Source organism: Pseudomonas sp. GZD-222, assembly GCF_049310525.1.
GTDB lineage: Bacteria > Pseudomonadota > Gammaproteobacteria > Pseudomonadales > Pseudomonadaceae > Aquipseudomonas.
Genome location: NZ_JBMOWO010000044.1, coordinates 64,070 through 82,720, shown reverse-complemented (window position 1 = coordinate 82,720; position 18,651 = coordinate 64,070). Strand labels below are relative to the sequence as shown.

The 18,651-nt window shown below is 60.9% G+C and carries 15 protein-coding genes and 1 pseudogene; 4 read left to right on the top strand and 12 right to left on the bottom strand.

Annotated elements, in window-relative coordinates; translation table 11 throughout:
- Window positions 1-88: 88 nt before the first annotated feature.
- Together ACO6VD_RS08065 and rep are read right to left on the bottom strand one after the other, a co-directional pair.
- A complete protein-coding gene (locus ACO6VD_RS08065) occupies window positions 89-661 on the bottom strand; it encodes a xanthine phosphoribosyltransferase (RefSeq protein WP_038615864.1) in 573 nt (190 codons plus the stop codon).
- Between the two features lie 63 nt (window positions 662-724).
- Window positions 725-2,734, bottom strand: a complete 2,010-nt coding sequence (rep, locus tag ACO6VD_RS08060) for a DNA helicase Rep (protein ID WP_422418197.1) — start codon at window positions 2,732-2,734, stop codon at window positions 725-727.
- 265 nt (window positions 2,735-2,999) lie between these two features.
- On the opposite strand from rep, the pseudogene ACO6VD_RS08055 reads away from it, so the two are divergent.
- Window positions 3,000-4,628, top strand: a pseudogene (locus ACO6VD_RS08055) (putative bifunctional diguanylate cyclase/phosphodiesterase); the annotation flags it as partial.
- A 108-nt stretch (window positions 4,629-4,736) separates the two neighbouring features.
- Here ACO6VD_RS08055 and ACO6VD_RS08050 read toward each other — a convergent pair.
- Together ACO6VD_RS08050 and ACO6VD_RS08045 are read right to left on the bottom strand one after the other, a co-directional pair.
- Window positions 4,737-6,128 (bottom strand): NorM family multidrug efflux MATE transporter, encoded by a 1,392-nt coding sequence (locus ACO6VD_RS08050; protein ID WP_422418195.1) that lies wholly within the window; start codon window positions 6,126-6,128, stop codon window positions 4,737-4,739.
- Window positions 6,106-6,285: a hypothetical protein gene (locus tag ACO6VD_RS08045; protein ID WP_422418194.1), complete on the bottom strand. Its 180-nt coding sequence runs from the start codon at window positions 6,283-6,285 to the stop codon at window positions 6,106-6,108. The genes ACO6VD_RS08050 and ACO6VD_RS08045 overlap by 23 nt, the downstream gene beginning before the upstream one ends.
- Here ACO6VD_RS08045 and ACO6VD_RS08040 point away from each other — a divergent pair.
- On the top strand, window positions 6,284-7,204 hold the full coding sequence (locus ACO6VD_RS08040) for a LysR substrate-binding domain-containing protein (RefSeq protein ID WP_422418193.1): 921 nt from the start codon (window positions 6,284-6,286) through the stop codon (window positions 7,202-7,204). The genes ACO6VD_RS08045 and ACO6VD_RS08040 overlap by 2 nt on opposite strands.
- Window positions 7,205-7,280: 76 nt before the next feature.
- Here ACO6VD_RS08040 and hglS read toward each other — a convergent pair whose 3' ends face one another.
- Entirely contained in the window at window positions 7,281-8,678 is a 1,398-nt protein-coding gene (hglS, locus tag ACO6VD_RS08035; RefSeq protein ID WP_422418191.1) for a 2-oxoadipate dioxygenase/decarboxylase HglS, read from the bottom strand.
- 81 nt (window positions 8,679-8,759) lie between these two features.
- Window positions 8,760-9,671, bottom strand: coding sequence for a transcriptional regulator GcvA (gene gcvA / locus ACO6VD_RS08030; RefSeq protein ID WP_422418189.1), 912 nt, complete (start codon window positions 9,669-9,671; stop codon window positions 8,760-8,762).
- 135 nt (window positions 9,672-9,806) lie between these two features.
- On the opposite strand from gcvA, the gene ACO6VD_RS08025 reads away from it, so the two are divergent.
- Entirely contained in the window at window positions 9,807-11,297 is a 1,491-nt protein-coding gene (locus ACO6VD_RS08025) for an aldehyde dehydrogenase family protein (RefSeq protein WP_422418187.1), read from the top strand.
- A gap of 141 nt (window positions 11,298-11,438) precedes the next feature.
- Complete coding sequence (locus ACO6VD_RS08020; RefSeq protein WP_422418185.1) at window positions 11,439-12,725, top strand: NAD(P)/FAD-dependent oxidoreductase; 1,287 nt, start codon at window positions 11,439-11,441, stop codon at window positions 12,723-12,725.
- Between the two features lie 3 nt (window positions 12,726-12,728).
- Here the strand turns inward: ACO6VD_RS08020 and ACO6VD_RS08015 are convergent, their stop codons facing one another.
- The 6 genes from ACO6VD_RS08015 to ACO6VD_RS07990 all read right to left on the bottom strand — a co-directional run bounded on the left by ACO6VD_RS08015 (window position 12,729) and on the right by ACO6VD_RS07990 (window position 18,488).
- Window positions 12,729-14,159 (bottom strand): mechanosensitive ion channel domain-containing protein, encoded by a 1,431-nt coding sequence (locus ACO6VD_RS08015; protein ID WP_422418183.1) that lies wholly within the window; start codon window positions 14,157-14,159, stop codon window positions 12,729-12,731.
- Between the two features lie 70 nt (window positions 14,160-14,229).
- Window positions 14,230-14,730, bottom strand: a complete 501-nt coding sequence (locus ACO6VD_RS08010) for an outer membrane beta-barrel protein (protein WP_422418181.1) — start codon at window positions 14,728-14,730, stop codon at window positions 14,230-14,232.
- Between the two features lie 36 nt (window positions 14,731-14,766).
- Window positions 14,767-15,453, bottom strand: coding sequence for a DUF3313 family protein (locus ACO6VD_RS08005; protein ID WP_422418179.1), 687 nt, complete (start codon window positions 15,451-15,453; stop codon window positions 14,767-14,769).
- Window positions 15,454-15,586: 133 nt separating this feature from the next.
- Window positions 15,587-16,078, bottom strand: a complete 492-nt coding sequence (locus tag ACO6VD_RS08000; RefSeq protein ID WP_422418178.1) for a hypothetical protein — start codon at window positions 16,076-16,078, stop codon at window positions 15,587-15,589.
- A complete protein-coding gene (locus ACO6VD_RS07995) occupies window positions 16,060-16,851 on the bottom strand; it encodes a winged helix-turn-helix domain-containing protein (RefSeq protein WP_422418176.1) in 792 nt (263 codons plus the stop codon). Before ACO6VD_RS07995 ends, ACO6VD_RS08000 begins: the two co-directional genes overlap by 19 nt.
- A 140-nt stretch (window positions 16,852-16,991) precedes the next feature.
- Complete coding sequence (locus ACO6VD_RS07990; RefSeq protein ID WP_422418174.1) at window positions 16,992-18,488, bottom strand: YifB family Mg chelatase-like AAA ATPase; 1,497 nt, start codon at window positions 18,486-18,488, stop codon at window positions 16,992-16,994.
- Between the last annotated feature and the right edge of the window lie 163 nt (window positions 18,489-18,651).

Here is an 18,651-nt window from a genome sequence, read left to right as displayed (position 1 = left end):
CGGGTCGCCGCACCGCCGCCCCCACAGGGGCAGCACAATACCTGTGGGGGCGGCGGTGCGGCGACCCGACTTGCCCCGCGATCAAATGTTACTCGATGAAAGTAACCACGCCGTCTTTGAGCGACTTGACCCGGGCCAGCGATTCAACGCGGTAGCCCTGGCTGTCCAGTTCGGCACGGCCGCCCTGGAACGACTTCTCGATGACGATACCCAGACCGGCAACGGTAGCGCCCGCTTGCTTGATGATCGAGATCAGCGCCTGGGAGGCTTTGCCGTTGGCCAGGAAGTCGTCGATTACCAGCACGCGGTCGCTGCTGTTCAGATGGCGCGGGGAAATCGCCACGGTGTTTTCGGTCTGCTTGGTGAAGGAATACACCGAGGCGGTCAGCAGGTTCTCGGTCAGGGTCAGCGACTGGTGCTTACGCGCGAAAATCACCGGTACACCCAGCTTCAGGCCGGTCATCACTGCCGGGGCAATGCCCGAGGCTTCGATGGTGACGATCTTGGTGACGCCGGAGTCGGCGTATAGCCGGGCGAACTCGTCGCCAATCAGTTGCATCAGCGCAGGGTCGATCTGATGGTTGAGAAACGCATCGACTTTGAGAACCTGATCGGAAAGCACGATGCCTTCTTCGCGAATCTTCTGGTGCAGTGCTTCCACTGTGGTATTTCCTCGATGTAGCAAGAGTGGCTACGGCAGTGCGCCGCAGCAAAGGTTGATTATCTAACGTTTCAGCATGGCGCGGATATCGGCCAGTGCATTATTGCCGCGCGCCGCCTTCACTTCGGTGGGCGCATCGTCCAGGCCTTCCCAGGCCAGGTCGTCGTCGGGCAGCTCGTCAAGGAAGCGGCTCGGCGCGCAATCGATGATCTCGCCGTACTGCTTGCGCTTGGCGGCAAAGGTGAAGGCCAGGGTCTGGCGCGCGCGGGTAATGCCCACGTAGGCCAGACGCCGTTCTTCTTCAATGGTGTCGGCTTCGATGCTGGAGCGGTGCGGAAGGATCTCTTCCTCCATGCCCATGATGAACACGTACGGGAATTCCAGGCCCTTGGACGCATGCAGGGTCATCATCTGCACGCCCTCGGCGCCGTCTTCTTCTTCCTGCTGGCGTTCGAGCATGTCACGCAGGACCAGCTTGCCGATGGCTTCCTCGATGGTCATCTCACCGTCTTCGTCTTTCTCGAGGGTGTTTTTCAACGCCTCGATCAGGAACCAGACGTTACCCATGCGGAAGTCCGCGGCTTTGTCGCTGGAGCTGTTGGTGCGAATCCAGTTCTCGTAGTCGATGTCGGTGACCATGTTGCGCAGGGCCGCGATCGGGTCTTCCAGGGCAACCTGCTCACGGACATTGTCCATCCAACGCTTGAAGCGCTGCAGGCGGTCGGTGAAGCGACTGTCCAGATGCTCACCGAGGCCCAGCTCCTCGCTGGCGGCGTACATCGAGATCTTGCGTTCGGTGGCGTAGTTGCCGAGCTTTTCCAGGGTCGTCGAGCCGATTTCCCGGCGCGGTACGTTGATCACCCGCAGGTAGGCGTTGTCGTCATCCGGGTTAACCAGCAGGCGGAAGTAGGCCATCAGGTCCTTCACTTCCTGGCGTCCGAAGAAGCTGTTGCCACCGGACAGGCGATACGGCACCTGATGGTGCTGCAGCTTCAGCTCGATCAGCTTGGCCTGGTAGTTGCCGCGGTAAAGGATCGCGAAGTCACTGTAAGGACGGTCGGTGCGCAGGTGCAGGCTGAGGATTTCCATGGCCACCCGTTCGGCCTCGGATTCCTCGTTCTTGCAGCGGATCACGCGGATCTCGTCACCGTGGCCCATCTCACTCCACAGTTGCTTCTCGAACGCGTGCGGGTTGTTCGAGATCAGTACGTTGGCGCAGCGCAGGATGCGGCTGGTGGAGCGGTAGTTCTGCTCGAGCATCACCACCTTCAGCGACGGGTAATCGTCTTTGAGCAGCATCAGGTTTTCCGGGCGCGCGCCGCGCCAGGCGTAGATCGACTGGTCGTCGTCGCCGACCACGGTGAACTGATTGCGCGTGCCGATGAGCATTTTCACCAGCAGGTACTGACTGGCGTTGGTGTCCTGGTATTCGTCCACCAGCAGGTAGCGCACCTTGTTCTGCCACTTTTCGAGGATGTCGGCGTGTTCCTCGAACAGCTTCACCGGCAGCAGGATCAGGTCGTCGAAGTCCACCGCGTTGAACGCCTTGAGCGTGCGCTGGTAGTGGGCGTAGACGATGGCTGCGGTCTGCTCTTTGGGGTTGCGCGATTTTTCCAGGGCCTCGGGCGGCAGGATCAGGTCGTTCTTCCAGGCGCCGATCATGTTCTTGATCTCGTCGACGCCGTCGTCGCCCGAGTATTCCTTCTGCATGATGTCGGTCATCAAGGCTTTGACATCGGTCTCGTCGAAAATCGAGAAGCCCGGCTTGTAGCCCAGGCGTTGATGTTCCTTGCGGATGATGTTCAGGCCCAGGTTGTGGAAGGTCGACACGGTCAGGCCGCGCCCTTCGCCTTTGCGCAGCAGGGTGCCGACCCGCTCTTTCATCTCCCGCGCGGCCTTGTTGGTGAAGGTCATGGCCACGATGTACTGCGCACGGATGCCGCAGTTCTGGATCAGATGCGCGATTTTACGGGTGATCACGCTGGTTTTGCCGGAGCCGGCACCGGCGAGCACCAAAAGTGGGCCGCCGACGTAGTTCACGGCTTCTTGTTGCCGGGGATTGAGTCGGGACATGACGAGAACCGGGGACGCCTGAAAAATAGCCGCGCATTTTAGCAGGGGTAGAAAGATTCTGCCGCGACCGTCTGACAGTGTGACGTACCACTCGATCTAAATTTGCCGCTTTTGATACTTTCCCGCAGGATGCACGGCAGAAACCTGCGGGATGTCGGCAATGGAGTGGCGCGACTTTAAGTGAAAATCATTTTCACTAATGGTTTAGGATGAGCCTCTCGCTGCCCATTGTCATTTGACTGTGTCCACGTCCTAAGGAGCCAGCTTGTCTACGCCTGTCGAACCCTTGCGTTTGCTCTTGCTGGCTGACGAACCCGAATGGGCCGCGGCCTTGCGTGATTGCCTGGCGCCGCTGGCGGGCAGTGCGGTGATGTTGACCGCACCGAACTGGGACGCAGTCGACAGCCTGTTTGCCAATGATCGCAACGCAGTAGTGCTGGCTACCCCGCAGCTGCAACCGGCGCCCGGACGATGCATTCTGCCGATGGTGCTGTTGCTTGAGCAGGAGCCACAGGTGCCGCCGCCGGGCGTCAGCGACTGGCTGGTATTGGACCAGCTTGGTCCCGACACCTTGCGCCGCAGCTTGCGTCATGTGCGCGAGCGTGGCGTGCTGGAAGCCACCCTGCAGCGCCTGGCCGAGCAGGACCCGCTGACCGGTATCGCCAACCGCCAGGGCTTCCAGACCCTGCTGGCCGCGCGCCTGGCCGACAACGAGGGGCGCGGTGTAGCCCTCGGTCACCTCGACCTGGACAACTTTCGCCGTGCCAATGACGCGCTTGGCCATCAGGCCGGCGACCGCCTGATTTTGCAGGTAGTCGGGCGTCTGAAGAGTCAGCTTGAAGCGGGCGATCAGGTCGCGCGCCTGGGCAGCGATGAATTTGCCCTGCTGATCGACACCCGACGCGAGCCACAGCGCGCCGAGTGGATGGCCGAACGTATTACCGAAGCCCTGGCCGAGCCCTACTGGGTCGATGGCGAGAGCCTGCTGCTGGGTTGCAGCCTGGGTGTCGCCCATGCTCGCGCCCAGGGCGGTGCGGACCCGCTGATGTGGCACGCGCACATTGCCATGCAGCAGGCCAAGGGCACCCAAGGCTGCACCTTTCATATCTTCAACGAACGTATCAACCGCAACGCGCGCAGCCTCGCCGACCTGGAAAGCGAACTACGCCGCGCCTTGCGTCGCGATGAACTGGAGCTGCATTACCAGCCGCGGCTGGACATGGCCGACGGGCGCATTGTCGGCCTGGAGGCGCTGGTGCGCTGGCGTCATGCCGAGCGTGGCCTATTGCCGCCCAGCGAGTTCGTGCCCCTGGCCGAGCAGAGCGGGCTGATCGTGCCCTTGGGCTACTGGGTGATTTCCCGTGCCTTGCGCGATATGCAGGCCTTGCGCGAACAGGGCCTGGCGCCGCTGCACATGGCGGTGAACCTGTCGTTCCGGCAGTTTCAGGACAGCCAGCTACTGGCCACCCTGAGCCGGTTGATCATCGAGCATGGTGTCGATGCGCGCTGGCTGGAGTTCGAGCTCACCGAAACCGCGGTGATGCGTCGTAACGACCTGGTCGAGCAGACCATGGATGCCCTGGGGCGTCTGGGAGTGCGCTTTTCCCTCGATGACTTTGGCACCGGCTTTTCTTCCTTCGTCCATCTCAACAGCTTGCCGATCACCTTGCTCAAGGTCGATCGCAGTTTTGTCGGCGGTATGGAAAAGCGCGAAGAGAACCGCAAGCTGGTGCACGCCATGATCAACCTGGCGCACAACCTCAACCTCGAGGTGGTGGCCGAAGGCGTGGAAACCCCGGAGCAGATGGACCTGTTGCGCAGTTTCAACTGCGATCAGGTGCAGGGTTTCCTGATCAGCCGGCCGTTGCCGATTGATGAGTTGATGGCGTTTTTGCTCAGTGGCTCGGCGCGGCAGTTGTTGTTTTGGGGGCAAAAGCGTCGCGGGGCAAGCCCGCTCCCACCGGGGGGGCGGTGGGAGCGGGTTTGCCCCGCGATAGAGTCTTCAGATCGCAGAAGCAGTGGCCTTGTTCACCCCACCAGAGCGCCCCAACATCCGTTTCATTCGCCACTCGAACGCCAGGGTCAGGCTCACCGCCGCACAGGCCAGGCCCAGTGCCAGGCCCCACCAGACGCCAACCGCGCCCATACCGAGGGTGAAGGCCAGCAGCCAGGCCGCGGGAGCACCGATCACCCAGTAACAGAACAGGCCCACCAGGAAGGTAGTCTTGGCATCCTTGAGGCCACGGATCGAGCCCATGGCGATGGTCTGCACGCCGTCAAACAGCTCAAACCAGGCCGCGACCATCAACAGGCTCACGGCCAGCTGGATGATGTCGGCAAAGGCCGGGTCGCCGTGGTCAAGGAACAGCCCTACCAATGGGTCTGGCAGCAGCCAGAAGAGGATGGCGAACATCAGCATCATGGTTGCGCCGAAGCCGATCCCGACCCGCCCGGCATGCCGCGCGCCGAGCAGATTGCCCGCGCCGTAGTAAAGCCCGACGCGCATGGTCACTGCGTAGGACAGCCCGGCCGGGATCATGAACGCAGTAGAAACGATCTGCAGGGCAATCTGATGCGCCGCCAGTTCAGTGCTGCCGAGTACACCCATGCTCAGCGCGGCAAAGGCAAACAGGCCGACTTCCACGGTATAGGTTCCGCCAATCGGCAGACCCAGGCGCCAGAGTTCACGCAGGGCCGGCCATGACGGGCGGCTCAGGCCCTTGCGGATCGGGTAGGGCGCATAGGCCGGGTGCCAGCGGATGTACAGGGCCATGGCCACTGCCATGCAGTTGGCTACCACGGCGGTGACCAGGCCGATGCCGACCAGGCCCAGCTTCGGCAAGCCGAACATGCCCTCGATCAGCGCATAGTTGAGCAGGAAGTTGGCCACGGTGCCGACCAGGCTGATGACCATCACCGGTGTTGAACGGCCGATGGCGCTGGTAAAGCCACGCAGGGCCATGAAACTCAGGTAGCCGGGCAGGGCGAAGGGCAGTAACAGCAGGAACTGGGCGGCGGAGTCGACGTTTTCGGGGCTCTGGCCAAGCAGCAACAGCACCGGCTCCAGGTTCCACAGTGCCAGCGCCGCAACCAGGGCCATGACCCAGGCCAGCCAGAGTCCGGCCTGGGTCAGGCGGGTGGCGCCAACGATATCGCCGGCGCCCTTGCGAATCGCCACCAGGGTGCCGACGGCGGCGATTACCCCCAGGCAGAAAATCGATACGAACGAATAGCTCGCTGCGCCCAGTCCACCACCGGCCAGGGCCTGGGGGCTGATGCGGGCCATCATCAGGGTGTCGGTCAGCACCATCAGCATGTGGGCCAGCTGCGAGGCGATCAGAGGACCGGCCAGGCGCAACAGGGCCTTGAGTTCATGAGTGGGTGCGGCCTGCATTGAATCGTCCTTTTCTGACACTGCTGTGGGAAAGCGTGAAATTCTCATCCTTTATGCGGTTATTCGCAAAAGGATAATAACGATCGGTGGCATGACTAAAACTCATGCCAGTATGATGCTGTGCATTGCCCCGGGCCCCTGCGGAGGATTCGTTCATGTCCCGTCGTTTGCCGCCGTTGTATGCCTTGCGTGCCTTTGAAGCGGCCGCCCGGCACAGCTCCTTCACCCGCGCCGGGGATGAGTTATCAATCACCCAGAGCGCTGTCAGCCGGCATATCCGCACGCTGGAAGAGCATTTCGCCTGTCGTTTATTCGTGCGCAACGGCCGCAGTTTGCAGTTGAGTGAAGCGGCTCGGCTGTTGCTGCCCGGCGTGCGTGAAGGCTTTGCCGCACTGGAGCGCGCGTGCAACACGCTGCGCAGTGAGGACGACATCCTGCGCATGAAGGCGCCCTCGACTCTGACCATGCGCTGGCTGTTGGCGCGGCTCAGTCGTTTTCGTCATCTGCAGCCGGGCAATGAGGTGCAGCTAACCAGTGCCTGGATGGATGTCGACCATGTCGACTTCAACCACGAGCCCTTTGACTGCGCGGTATTGCTGGGTGATGGGCACTTTCCGCCGGACTGGGAAGTGTCGCGGCTGTTTTCCGAGCTGCTGATCCCGGTCGGCGCTCCCGACCTGCTGGCCGAAGGCCCTTGGGACGTCAAGCGCCTGGCCGGTATCGAACTGCTGCACCCGACACCGGACAAACGTGACTGGCGCAGCTGGCTGGCGCGCATGGGTCTGACGGACAAGGTCTCGCTCAAGGGCGGTCAGGTGTTCGATACCCTGGAGCTGGGCATGATCGCTGCTGCGCGGGGTTACGGTGTATCCATGGGCGATTTGTTGATGGTGGCCGAGGATGTGGCCCAGGGGCGTTTGAGCTTGCCCTGGCCGACAGCGGTGGCCAGTGGGCTGGACTATTACCTGGTGTGGCCGAAAACCCGTCCGGGCGGTGAGCGACTGCGGCGCTTGAGTGATTTTCTGCAGGGTGAGGCGGATGCGATGGACTTACCCAAGGTGGAAGTCCTCAGATAGCTATCGCGGGGCGAGCCCGCTCCCACAGAGGCTGAGATAACCCCGGTGGGAGCGGGCTTGCCCCGCGAAGAGGCCTTTACAGCCCCGGCAAATCCAGCGCCTTGGCACAGGCTTGCAACGACCGCTGCTGACTCTGCGCATACAGCTCCAGCTCATCCTGCACCGACTTGCCCAGCGCCTGTTCAAAGGCATCGCGGTTGGCATTGCTGCCGTATTCACTTTGCGCATCGTCACCCAGGTTGGACTGGAAGATTCCCGCTGCGCTCACTGGCAAAAAGTCTTCATACACCAGGGCTTCGAAATGCACATGCCCTGCGTCGATCAGGCCATTCAATGAAGTCGGACGCCCGGTGTCGCCACGTGCCGCCAGGCCGCGTTCGGTGGGGAAGTAGCGGAAATACGCCAGACCCTGCTCGCGCATCTGCGCGAGGTTATCCGGGAACGCCTGGAAGCTGTCCTTGAGCAGGCTCATATAGCGTTCAGCATTGGCTTCTGCCGGTACTCCGCCCAGCGCCTCGCGGGCGGTGTCGAGCAATTGGTCATAGAGCTGGCGCCCCTTCGGCGTCAGCGCTGCGCCACGCTGTTCGATTTCGCCGAAGCGCGCCGTGTGACTGCCGCCCGCAGCACCTTGCTGGCCACTGAAGGCGACCTTTTCCTGCAGGGCCTTGAAGCTGGTCTGACGCAGCAGGATCGGGTAGCGACGCGGCGGTGGTCCTTCGATCACAGCCTTGGGTGGAATGCCCTTGGCCGGCATGCCCGACTGGATCGCATCGATGTCCAGGGTGCGCGGGGTCAGGTGGTTGATGTGCGGGCCCTTGAAGGCCACCACATCGGCGATCAGGCGGTGTTGATCATGCAGCTGTTGATACTGCTCGGCAGTCACCGTGGCGTCGTGATGCCAGCGGAAAGTGTGCAACGCCTCGTCAACAAAGGTGCCGGCATCGTCGGCATTCAGGCCGCCATCCGCTTCGAACTGTTGAATCAGCTCGAGGGCGCGCGGGGTGAAGATCTGCCGCTTGGCGAGGATCTGCCGCGACAGCTCGCGCAAGGCCGGATTGTCGATCAGCTCCAGGCGCAGCAGCGAGGTGAAGACCCGGAACGGGCTGATGTGCAGCGATTGTTCGTGAATGGCACGGAACGCGGTGGAGTGCACCGGCACACCGGCCGAACTGAGGTCGTAGTAACCCACCGGCTGCATGCCCATTACCGCGAACAGGCGGGCAATGGTCGCCAGCTCTTCGGCGCTGCCAACACGGATGGCGCCGTGACGTTCCTGGTCCAGGCGCTCGATCTCGCCGGTCCAGCGCAGAGCCTGGGCCACTTCTGGCTGCTCGGCCATGACCTGCTGGTTGATTTCGCTCACCAGTGACAACAGGGTGCCGTACAGCGGCACTTCCTGTTTATACATGAGCGACATGGCGGCCGAGAACTGCGCGCGAATGCTGTCCGGGCTGACGAAATCTTGAGCGGGCATCGTAAGCTTCCTGGTGAAGTGGGCACCCCTACATGAAAGCGAGGAATGCACTGCTCCTGCAAGCGAAAAAAAGTCGATCAGTCATTCCGTTAATTCTTGATCCTTGGGTGCCAGTTCGGCGGCGACCCAATCGACCAGTGCGCGCACTTTCGGCACTTCCGCGGCGTGTTCGGCAAAGGCCAGAAAATGTGAGCCGTTGCTGCGCATACTGTGCTGCCAGGGCACGATCAATTTGCCTTCGGCCAGCTCCTGAGCCACCAGGTAACGCGGCACCAGGGCTACGCCACATCCGGACTGGGCGGCGCTCAGGCTCATATAGAAGGTGTCGAAGCGTGGCCCGTGATAGCTCTGGGCCGAATGCAAACCTTGTTCAAGGAACCACTCGTGCCAGGCCTCCGGGCGCGAAGTGCTTTGCAGCAGCACCAGTTCGGACAGTTCATTGGCGTCTTTGAGCGTGCGACCTTGCATCAGCTCCGGTGCGCACACCGGTACCACCTCTTCGCCGAACAGTTCTACACAGGTCGCCCCGGGCCAGGTGCCCTGGCCAAAGAAGAACACCACGTCAGCCTTGCCCTGCAACAAGGCAAAGGGCTCCATCTCGTTGCGGATATCCAGGTGGATGTTCGGGTGGCGCTTGCCGAAGCCTTTGAGGTGGGGAATCAACCAGCGCACGCCAAAACTCGGTTGAGTGGCTACCTTCAATACTTCAGTTTGTTCGCCATAGGAGAGGATGTAGCGGCTGGACATGTCGACCTGGGTGAGGATCTTGTTGACCTCGGCCAGGTAAAGCGCGCCTGCTGGTGTCAGTTGCAGACGGCGACGGATACGCAGGAACAGGTGATGACGCAGCATTTCTTCAAGCTGTGCGACCTGCTTGCTCACCGCGCTCTGGGTCAGGTGCAGTTCTTCGGCCGCGCGGGTGAAGCTCAGGTGCCGGGCGGCAGCCTCGAAACACTGCAGCGCGGCCATCGATGGCACCAGACGTTTGGACATAGCGGTCTCTAAGCAGGTAGATCATTACCTGGCGGAATGATATGCAGAATAAAGGTCGTTTGTTGCACCAGAGTGATCGGATTAATACTGATCCGGATCACTAATTCAACCACTCATCGCATGCAGGAGAAGAAAATGGTTGATGGACTGCTTGACCGCCTCGGTGTCCCGGCCAGTGCCTACACCCACGGCAACCATCCCGTTCACACCCCTATCGATGGCAGCGCGATTGCCTCGGTGCACCTGGAAAGCAAAGCCCAGGTTGTAGCCAAGATCGACACGGCCGAGCAAGCCTTCCAGGCCTGGCGCAACGTTCCGGCGCCGCGTCGCGGTGAGCTGATTCGTCTGTTCGGTGAAATCCTGCGGGAAAACAAGGCTGCGCTCGGCGAACTGGTTTCTGTCGAAGCCGGCAAGATCACCCAGGAAGGCCTGGGTGAAGTGCAGGAAATGATCGACATCTGCGACTTCGCCGTTGGCCTGTCGCGCCAGCTGTACGGCCTGACCATCGCCTCCGAGCGTCCTGGCCACCACATGCGTGAAACCTGGCACCCGCTGGGTGTGGTCGGGGTCATCAGCGCCTTCAACTTCCCGGTTGCAGTCTGGGCCTGGAACACCTCGCTGGCACTGGTCTGCGGCAACGCCGTGGTCTGGAAACCATCGGAGAAGACGCCACTGACCGCACTGGCCTGCCAGGCGCTGTTCGAGAAGGCCCTGAAAGCCTTTGGTGATGCACCGGAAGGCCTGAGCCAGCTGATCATCGGTGATCGCGAAGCCGGTGAAGCCCTGGTCGACGACCCGCGCGTACCGCTGGTCAGCGCCACCGGCAGCACGCGCATGGGCCGCGAAGTCGGTCCTCGGGTTGCCGCACGCTTTGGTCGCAGCATCCTCGAACTCGGTGGCAACAACGCCATGATCCTGGCGCCTAGCGCCGATCTGGACCTGGCCGTGCGCGGCATCCTGTTCAGCGCCGTCGGTACTGCCGGTCAGCGTTGCACCACCTTGCGCCGCCTGATCGTGCACCGCTCGATCAAGGACGAGGTAGTGGCGCGGGTCAAAGCCGCTTACGCCAAGGTGCGTATTGGCGATCCACGCCAAGACAACCTGGTCGGTCCGCTGATCGACAAGCTTTCCTTCAGCGCCATGCAAGACGCGCTGGCCCGTGCCCGCGACGAAGGCGGTCAGGTGTTTGGCGGTGAACGCCAGCTGCAGGAGCAATACCCGAACGCTTACTACGTGACTCCGGCCATTGCAGAAATGCCGGCCCAGAGCGCCGTGGTACGTCACGAGACCTTCGCACCGATCCTCTACGTGCTGGCCTATGACGACTTCGAAGAGGCCCTGCGCCTGAACAACGAAGTGCCACAAGGTCTGTCCTCGTGCATCTTCACCACTGACCTGCGTGAAGCCGAGCGCTTCCAGAGTGCGTCGGGCAGTGACTGCGGTATTGCCAACGTCAACATCGGCACCAGCGGTGCAGAAATTGGTGGTGCTTTCGGTGGCGAGAAAGAAACCGGTGGCGGCCGTGAGTCGGGTTCCGATTCGTGGAAAGCCTACATGCGTCGGCAGACCAATACGGTGAACTATTCGCGTGAGCTGCCGTTGGCTCAGGGGATTGTGTTCGACTGATTTTGGTAATCGCGGGGTGTAGGAGCGGATTTATCCGCGATGGACTGCGTAGCAGGCCCATCTTTTGGGGCCGCGCTGCGGCCCATCGCGGATGAATCCGCTCCTACAGGCGAATAACAAGAACAATGAAGGAAACCGGCCATGCCAGAGCTGCGTCAACAATGTCTGTGGGAACACGTAACCAGGCTCGCTACGCCGGTCGATAAGCTGGCCACCGAACTCAAGGCCGATGTCTGCGTCATTGGCGGCGGCATTACCGGGCTTAGCGCCGCACTTCACTTACTGGAAGCGGGCAAGTCGGTCGTGCTGCTGGAGGCCTGGAAAATCGGCCACGGCGGTTCCGGGCGCAACGTCGGGCTGGTCAACGCCGGTACCTGGATTCGTCCTGACGATGTCGAAGCCACCCTCGGCCAACAGCAAGGCAGTCGCCTGAACAAGGTGCTGGGCGAAGCACCGGCTGAAGTCTTCGCCACCATCAAACGCCTGGGCATCGAGTGCCAGGCACACAACACCGGCACCTTGCACATGGCGCATAACGCCACGGGTATTGCCGACCTCGAAGCGCGTCATGCGCAGTGGAGCCGTCGCGGTGCCGACGTCGAACTGCTGACCGGCGCTCGCTGCGAGGAGTATTGCGGTACCGACCAGATTTCCGCCGCGCTGCTCGATCGCCGCGCCGGCACCATCAACCCCATGGCCTATACCCAAGGCCTGGCCGCAGCGGTCACCCGCCTGGGTGGGCGGATCTTCCAGCAGTCCGCGGTCGAGGGCCTGGAGCGTGAAGGCAGTGGCTGGCGGGTTAAAACCGGCAATGGCGCGGTCAGTGCCGATAAGGTGGTGATCTCCACTGGTGCGTACACCGAAGGCGACTGGACCACGCTGCAGAAGCAATTCTTCCGCGGTTACTACTACCAGGTCGCGTCGGTGCCACTGCAGGGCGAAGCCGCCGACAGTGTGCTGCGCCATGGTCAGGGTTCCTGGGATACCCGCACGGTGCTGAGCAGCATTCGTCGTGACGATGAAGGCCGGCTATTGCTCGGCAGCATGGGCCGGGTCGATAACAAACCAGGCTGGTTCATCCGCAGTTGGGCCGACCGTATTCAGAACCACTACTTCCCGCAGTTGGGTAAGGTCGAGTGGGAAATGCACTGGACCGGCTGTATCGACTTTACCCCCGATCACCTGATGCGCCTGTTCGAACCCGCACCGGGTCTGGTCGCCGTCACCGGTTACAACGGCCGCGGCAACACTACCGGAACGGTGATCGGCAAGGCTTTCGCTCAGTTCCTGTTGCACGACACGCCGGATGTCCTGCCCATCTCGTTCTCGGCAATGAAACCTGTATTGGCCCCAGCGCTGCGTGCCGGCTTCTACGAAACCGGGTTCTCGCTGTATCACGCCGGACAATGTCTGCGCGTGGTGCTGTAGTCGCTACTTGTGCAGCCAGCTGAGAAAGCCGCCTTTCTTGATGACTGCCGGTTTCTGCTCCAGCAGCGACTGGCGGGTTTGCTGACGAACGCGTTGCAGCTTGATCAACGCCGTCTTGACCTCGCCGCGTTGCTCCAGGCAGCTGCGCACTTCGGCCTTGTCGATGCGGTAGAGGATGCAACTGGTCAAGGTACGGAACTGCGCGGTGGAGTCCTCCGTCTCCAGCAGGCCTTCCAGGCCAAGGACCTCGCCGGGCCCCATGCGCCCGGCCTCGAGCAGCCTGTCGCCGTCACAGATGCCTGCTGATACCACGCCGGTACCGATCACCAACAAGTAATCCGAGCTGTCACCTACCCCCAGGATCACCTGCTCAGGCAAGTATTCCACCGCCGTCATGCGCTGGCTGAGGCTGTCCTTTTCCTCACTGCTCAGTGAGCGGAAGATCCGCACATCTTCAAGCAAGGCGCGCTGGCGGCTCCAGGTTTGCGGCGTCAGGGTGTCGCTGTTCCACACCACACCCGCGGCTTCCAGGTGACGGTGGGCGAGGTCGAACATATGGTTGCGCACTTCAACTTTCTGGCCCATGGCGCTGACGAAACCACTCGCTTCGTACTCCACCGACTCCAGCGTCGAACTCTTGATCGTGGCTTTGGGCGCCGGGGTGGTGAGCAGCGAACGTGTTCCTTGCAGGGTTTTTTCCAGGGCATCGAGCACGCGCCGCGGGCGCACCTTGGCCGGGACCACGACGCTGATGGAAACGCCGTGCACATCGTTGGGCTGACTGAAATTGAGCAGCTTGGCCTTGGCCGCGACCGAGTTGGGGATCACCGCCATGCTGCCGTTGCCGGTGAGCAGGCGGGTGGCACGCCAGTCGATGTCGATCACCTTGCCTTCGGTACCGTCGATGCTGATTGAATCACCGATCTGGTAGGGACGAGTGGTGTTAAGGACGATGCCGGAGAACACATCGCTGAGCGTGCTCTGCAAGGCCAGACCGATGACGATCGCCATCACCCCGGACGTCGCCAGCAGGCCTTTGACCGGTAGCTGCAGGACATAAGCGGCTGCGGCAACAATGGCGATCAGAAAGATCACTGCCCCCAGCACATCCTGCAGCAGTCGCCCGGTATGGCCGCTGCGTGATCCCAGAATGACCCCGACCACCACCGTTATGGTCCGCGCTGCGAATAACCACCAACCGATTCCCAGCACAGTCGCGAGCAAGTTGCGCGGTACATCCTCGACCCAGGGCGCGGCTTGCAGCGGGCTGACCCCGGCACTGATCAGCACCCAGGTGAACAGCAGGAATACGCCCAGGCGCAAACCAATGCGCAAGGGGCGCCGGGTGACCGGAATCACCTGCCAGAGCAGAAGGTCGAGCGCGATCAGGCTAATGCTGATCAGCAGCGGGTAACTCTGGGCAAAGGCGAACATACCTGTCTCACGACGCTGGGATGTTGCTAGTAAAGAGCAGGTTGGCGGCAATTACTACTGGCGCGTGGCTTCAGAACATCACGTAGACACTGGCGCTGGTCTGGTCCAGGTCGATATCGCCAACTTCCAGCACTTCCTGCTCCAGGCGCACACCGATGTTACGGAATACATCCACCTCGACACCGAGACCGTAGGTCATGTCCAGGTCACTGCTGTCGCCCGCTACATCCTTGTCAGCGTCCCAGGCATGGACCCCGGCGCTGGCGAACATGCGTATGCGTTGACCGATCGGGAAACCGAGGTGAGCGGTGGCCTGCAGCGAATGGCCCTCGAAGTCGCCGTGGTCGCCGTCGAATTTGCCCAGGTCCACCCAGGCGCCTTCCAGTGCCAGGTACGGGTTCAGTCGGTAACCGACGAATGCCTTGTAGGCGGTGTCGTCGTCACTGAGTTGATGCTCGTCGGTTTCCACCCGGGTCAGGCCACCGCCCAGATACAGGCCACGGTCATCCGCCACGGCATTCAGAGAGGTGAAAACAAACAGAGCGGCAACAAGCGGTTTTGCGAATTTCATCGTTCGTCCAATGTGGTTGGGTTAATGGGGGGAGGGTCAGGCCGCTGGCTTTGGCTGGAACTCTCGGTCCAGGCGTTCGCGAATCAGCTGGGCAGCGGTATCCATCGCGGGATAGATGTCCTCAACGACAGGTGCCTGGTCTTGTCCGATGTTCCTGCCGCTGGCGCGGTCCACGGCGCGGCCCAGGGTTTCGCCGCTCAGGCTGTCGCTGACATCGCTCTGGAAGAACAGGTAGAGGGTTTCGTCGCGCACACCGGTGGCGTGCAGGGAGAGGCCAACCAGCATGCCGATGGGGATGTATTCGGTGACGTTAGGATCACGCGGGGTGCGTTCGATATCGGCAATCGATACCTGAAGTGCCAGCGCCCCTGAAGTGGGCTTATCGACCAAGCGATAACCTGCAGCAGTCAGCTGTTTTTCCAACTGGGTTCGAAAGTGCAGGCGAAGTTTGTCTGCATCGCCTGAAAACTTGGCAAGACGCGGATCGCTACTGTCGAATGAGATGGTTTTCGGCAAGTTGATAAAGATGGCCTTGTCGTGGTCTTTTGACATAGGCACATCTGATTTTTTCCAGGCAACCGTACCGTCATAGTGTTCGATGACGTGCAGTGGCGCGTTGGACTGTTGTTGTTCCGGCGTTATCGCAGTATCGATACTGGGCGCCATCGAGCAACCAAACAGGCTCATCGAGAGCAACAACAGCGCAAGTGTTTTAAAAGACATGGAAGTTCCTGTTGACGTCACGTTGAGGTGACCGACGTCTGCGCACTCTGGGCCGCGAGTGCGGAAAACAGGAATCAAAAATTGTTATTTGTGGCCTGTCGAAGCTGGCAGCGGCAGGTGCTGCTGCCAGGCGTCAGTTGTTCATGCACCTCATTCGGTCAAGCTCCAGGAAGTAGTAACACAGGGCATCGCTATCGGTAGGGATGATGACCAGACTGAGTATCGAGCCGAGCCTGAAGTACTGGCGTGCAAACAGCAGATCGGAATGACGGCTGACGTCGAACAGTTCCGTCTGGCTGCTGGCCTGGATATCTTCAATCTTGATTTTTACTCGCCAGCGCGAGGTGTCTACCAGTGAGGCACCGACGGCAACGTGGCGCTCTTTGTCTGCCAGTCGCTCAAGCACACTGATGACCGCGCTGGGTTCACTGATGGTGAGCGCCTCTTTGGACTCCATGGCATCTTGTCCAATGAAGTTGCGCCCCTCGGTTCGATAGGGCTGGCTATTAACGTAGGGGCGGGGCAGGGTGATTACCAGCATTATCAGGCAGGCCAGGAAAATAGCGGCGATAACCCACCAGTGGCGCGATACAACTCTATTGTTCTTCATTGTTCTGTTACGCATTTTTTTAACATGGTGATGAGCTGTTCATCTTGGAGGTGAAACTCAAGATTGAAAGTTCGCCCTGTTGCCCTGATGCACGATACATTCACGCGTGAACCCTTGCGGCTGATAAACACCTGGCCTTTGATGTTTTCTTCGGGTATGCCCAAAGCAAGTACATCAGATTTGAGTTTATTGACTTCTTGCTCGCTTTTGCCTACGGCCGAAATTGAAAGTTCGCCTTGTTTAATAACAGCAATATGTAATTCGCTTACAGGTTCATACCAGTTATAAAGTCGCCAGACGGAAAATAGTGCAAATACAGCTGCAGCCAGATAACCCAGGCGGACGGCCATTCCAATTCCCTGGTGTTTTTCAGGCGCGGGTGCAGGCGCAACGGTGTCCGTGATGCTTGCCTGCGATGGCTGCTCTACAGGCTGTTCTGCGGCTTCGGCTTGAATGCCCACATAATCGCTGTTGAAGCGGTAACCGCGGCGCGGCACGGTGATCACTATCTCGTGATCCTTGCCGTCGCCAAGGATGTTTCTGAGCATGAAAATGGACTGGTTGAGGCTGCCTGGCGAGACGACGCGGTCATCCCAGGCAAACTCCAGAATGGCCTCGCGCGAACAGATTGCCCCGGGTTCCAATAGCAGAAGTTCGAGTATTCTTGACTCCGCGCGTGCCAGGGTTAATTCCTCTGGGGTACCCTGTACTTTGCTGATGGTTATCTTGCAGTGCTCGGAATTGAATTCCACAAGGTCGCTGTTTTTTAGTCGAAAATTGTAGATCATCAAGCACTACGCGCGTTGTGGAATTCCTTACTATTATAGTGGTCGTTATCAGCTAAGCAAGTCGATGGAGGGCGCTTGCTATTGGCGGAGTGTATTAATAAAATATCGGGGACTATATATTTCAATGTTGAAATAATTGCTCATGCGGTAGTTGTCGGCCGGTACTGCAACGCTTCGGCAAGATGGGCGCGGGCAATGTCCCGGGCCTGCTCAAGATCGGCCAGTGTCCGGGCCACCTTCAGCAGCCGGTGTGCCGCACGCAGTGACAACATCAAGCGTTCACAGGCGGCCTCCAGCCAGTGCTGGTCGGCTGTGGATAACTCGCAATGAAGGCGCAAGCCCGGCAGATCGAGAAAGGCATTGGCACAGCCCTGGCGCTGTTGCTGGATTGCTCGCGCGGCAGCGACCTGGGCGGCGATGCTAGCGCTGCTTTCGCCATTGCTGCCTACGGGGCACAAGGCCGTGGCTTCACGGGCGACGGTCAAGTGCAGGTCGATGCGGTCCAACAGAGGGCCTGATAGCTTGTTGCGGTAACGCTGGATCTGATCGCTGCCACAGCGACAGCGCCCGGTGGGGTCGCCGAGATATCCACAGGGGCAGGGATTCATTGCCGCGACCAGTTGAAAGCGCGCCGGAAAGCGGATTTTATCTTTGGCCCGGGCGATGACGATTTCGCCGGACTCAAGTGGTTCACGCAGCACCTCCAGCACCCGTCGTTCAAATTCCGGCAATTCATCAAGAAACAGCACACCGTGATGGGCGAGGGTTATCTCGCCGGGTTGCGGACGGCTGCCGCCCCCCACCAGAGCCGCCCCGGAAGCCGAGTGATGAGGGTGTCTGAACGGGCGCTGCGGCCAACTGCTGAGCGGCACATGGCTGGCCACAGATTGAATCGCCGCCACTTCCAACGCCTCGCGTTCATCCAGCGGCGGCAGCAGTCCGGGCAAGCGGCTGGCGAGCAGGGTTTTGCCAGTGCCAGGTGGTCCACTGAACAGCAGATTGTGCGCCCCTGCTGCGGCAACCAGCAGGGCGCGTTTGGCCGCTTGCTGGCCCTGGACCTCATTCAGGTCGGGGTACGGACGGACCTGCAGTAGCAAGCCGTTGGCGGCGTAAGGGTTGATCGGCGTTTGCCCATTGAGGTGGGCCACCAGCTCCAGCAGATGCCCGACTGCGAACACCACCAAGCCTGATGCTAGGCAGGCCTCCTCGGCATTCTCTTGTGGCACTACCAGTGCTCGCCCTGCTTCTCGGGCCGCCAAGGCCGCCGGCAGCACGCCTTGTACCGGGCGTATGGCCCCGGATAGCGCGAGCTCGCCGAGGCATTCCACTTCACTCAGTGCCGAGACCGGAAACTGGCCATTGGCGGCGAGAATCCCCAAGGCAATTGCCAGGTCGAAGCGCCCGCCATCTTTAGGCAAGTCTGCTGGCGCGAGGTTGAGGGTGATACGTCGCGCTGGAAACTCCAGGCCCGAATTGAGGATCGCGCTGCGCACCCGGTCTTTGCTCTCTTTCACCGTAGCTTCCGGCAGGCCGACCAGTGTCAGTGCGGGAAGACCATTGGCCAGATGCGCTTCAACGCTGACCGCCGGGGCCGATACACCCACCTGGGCACGACTGTGGACAAGGGCGAGGGACATGAACGCTCCAGATCTATGCAGGGCCGCGTCCTGCGGCTTTGCAAGGATAGAGGGGCGAGGAGGGGGAGGGCGGGGAAGAGTAAGTCTGTTTTTTACAGGCTAACTTTCACTTGTAAGGGCAGCAGCAGGTGGGAGCGGGGGGGGGGGGGGGGGGGGGGGGGGG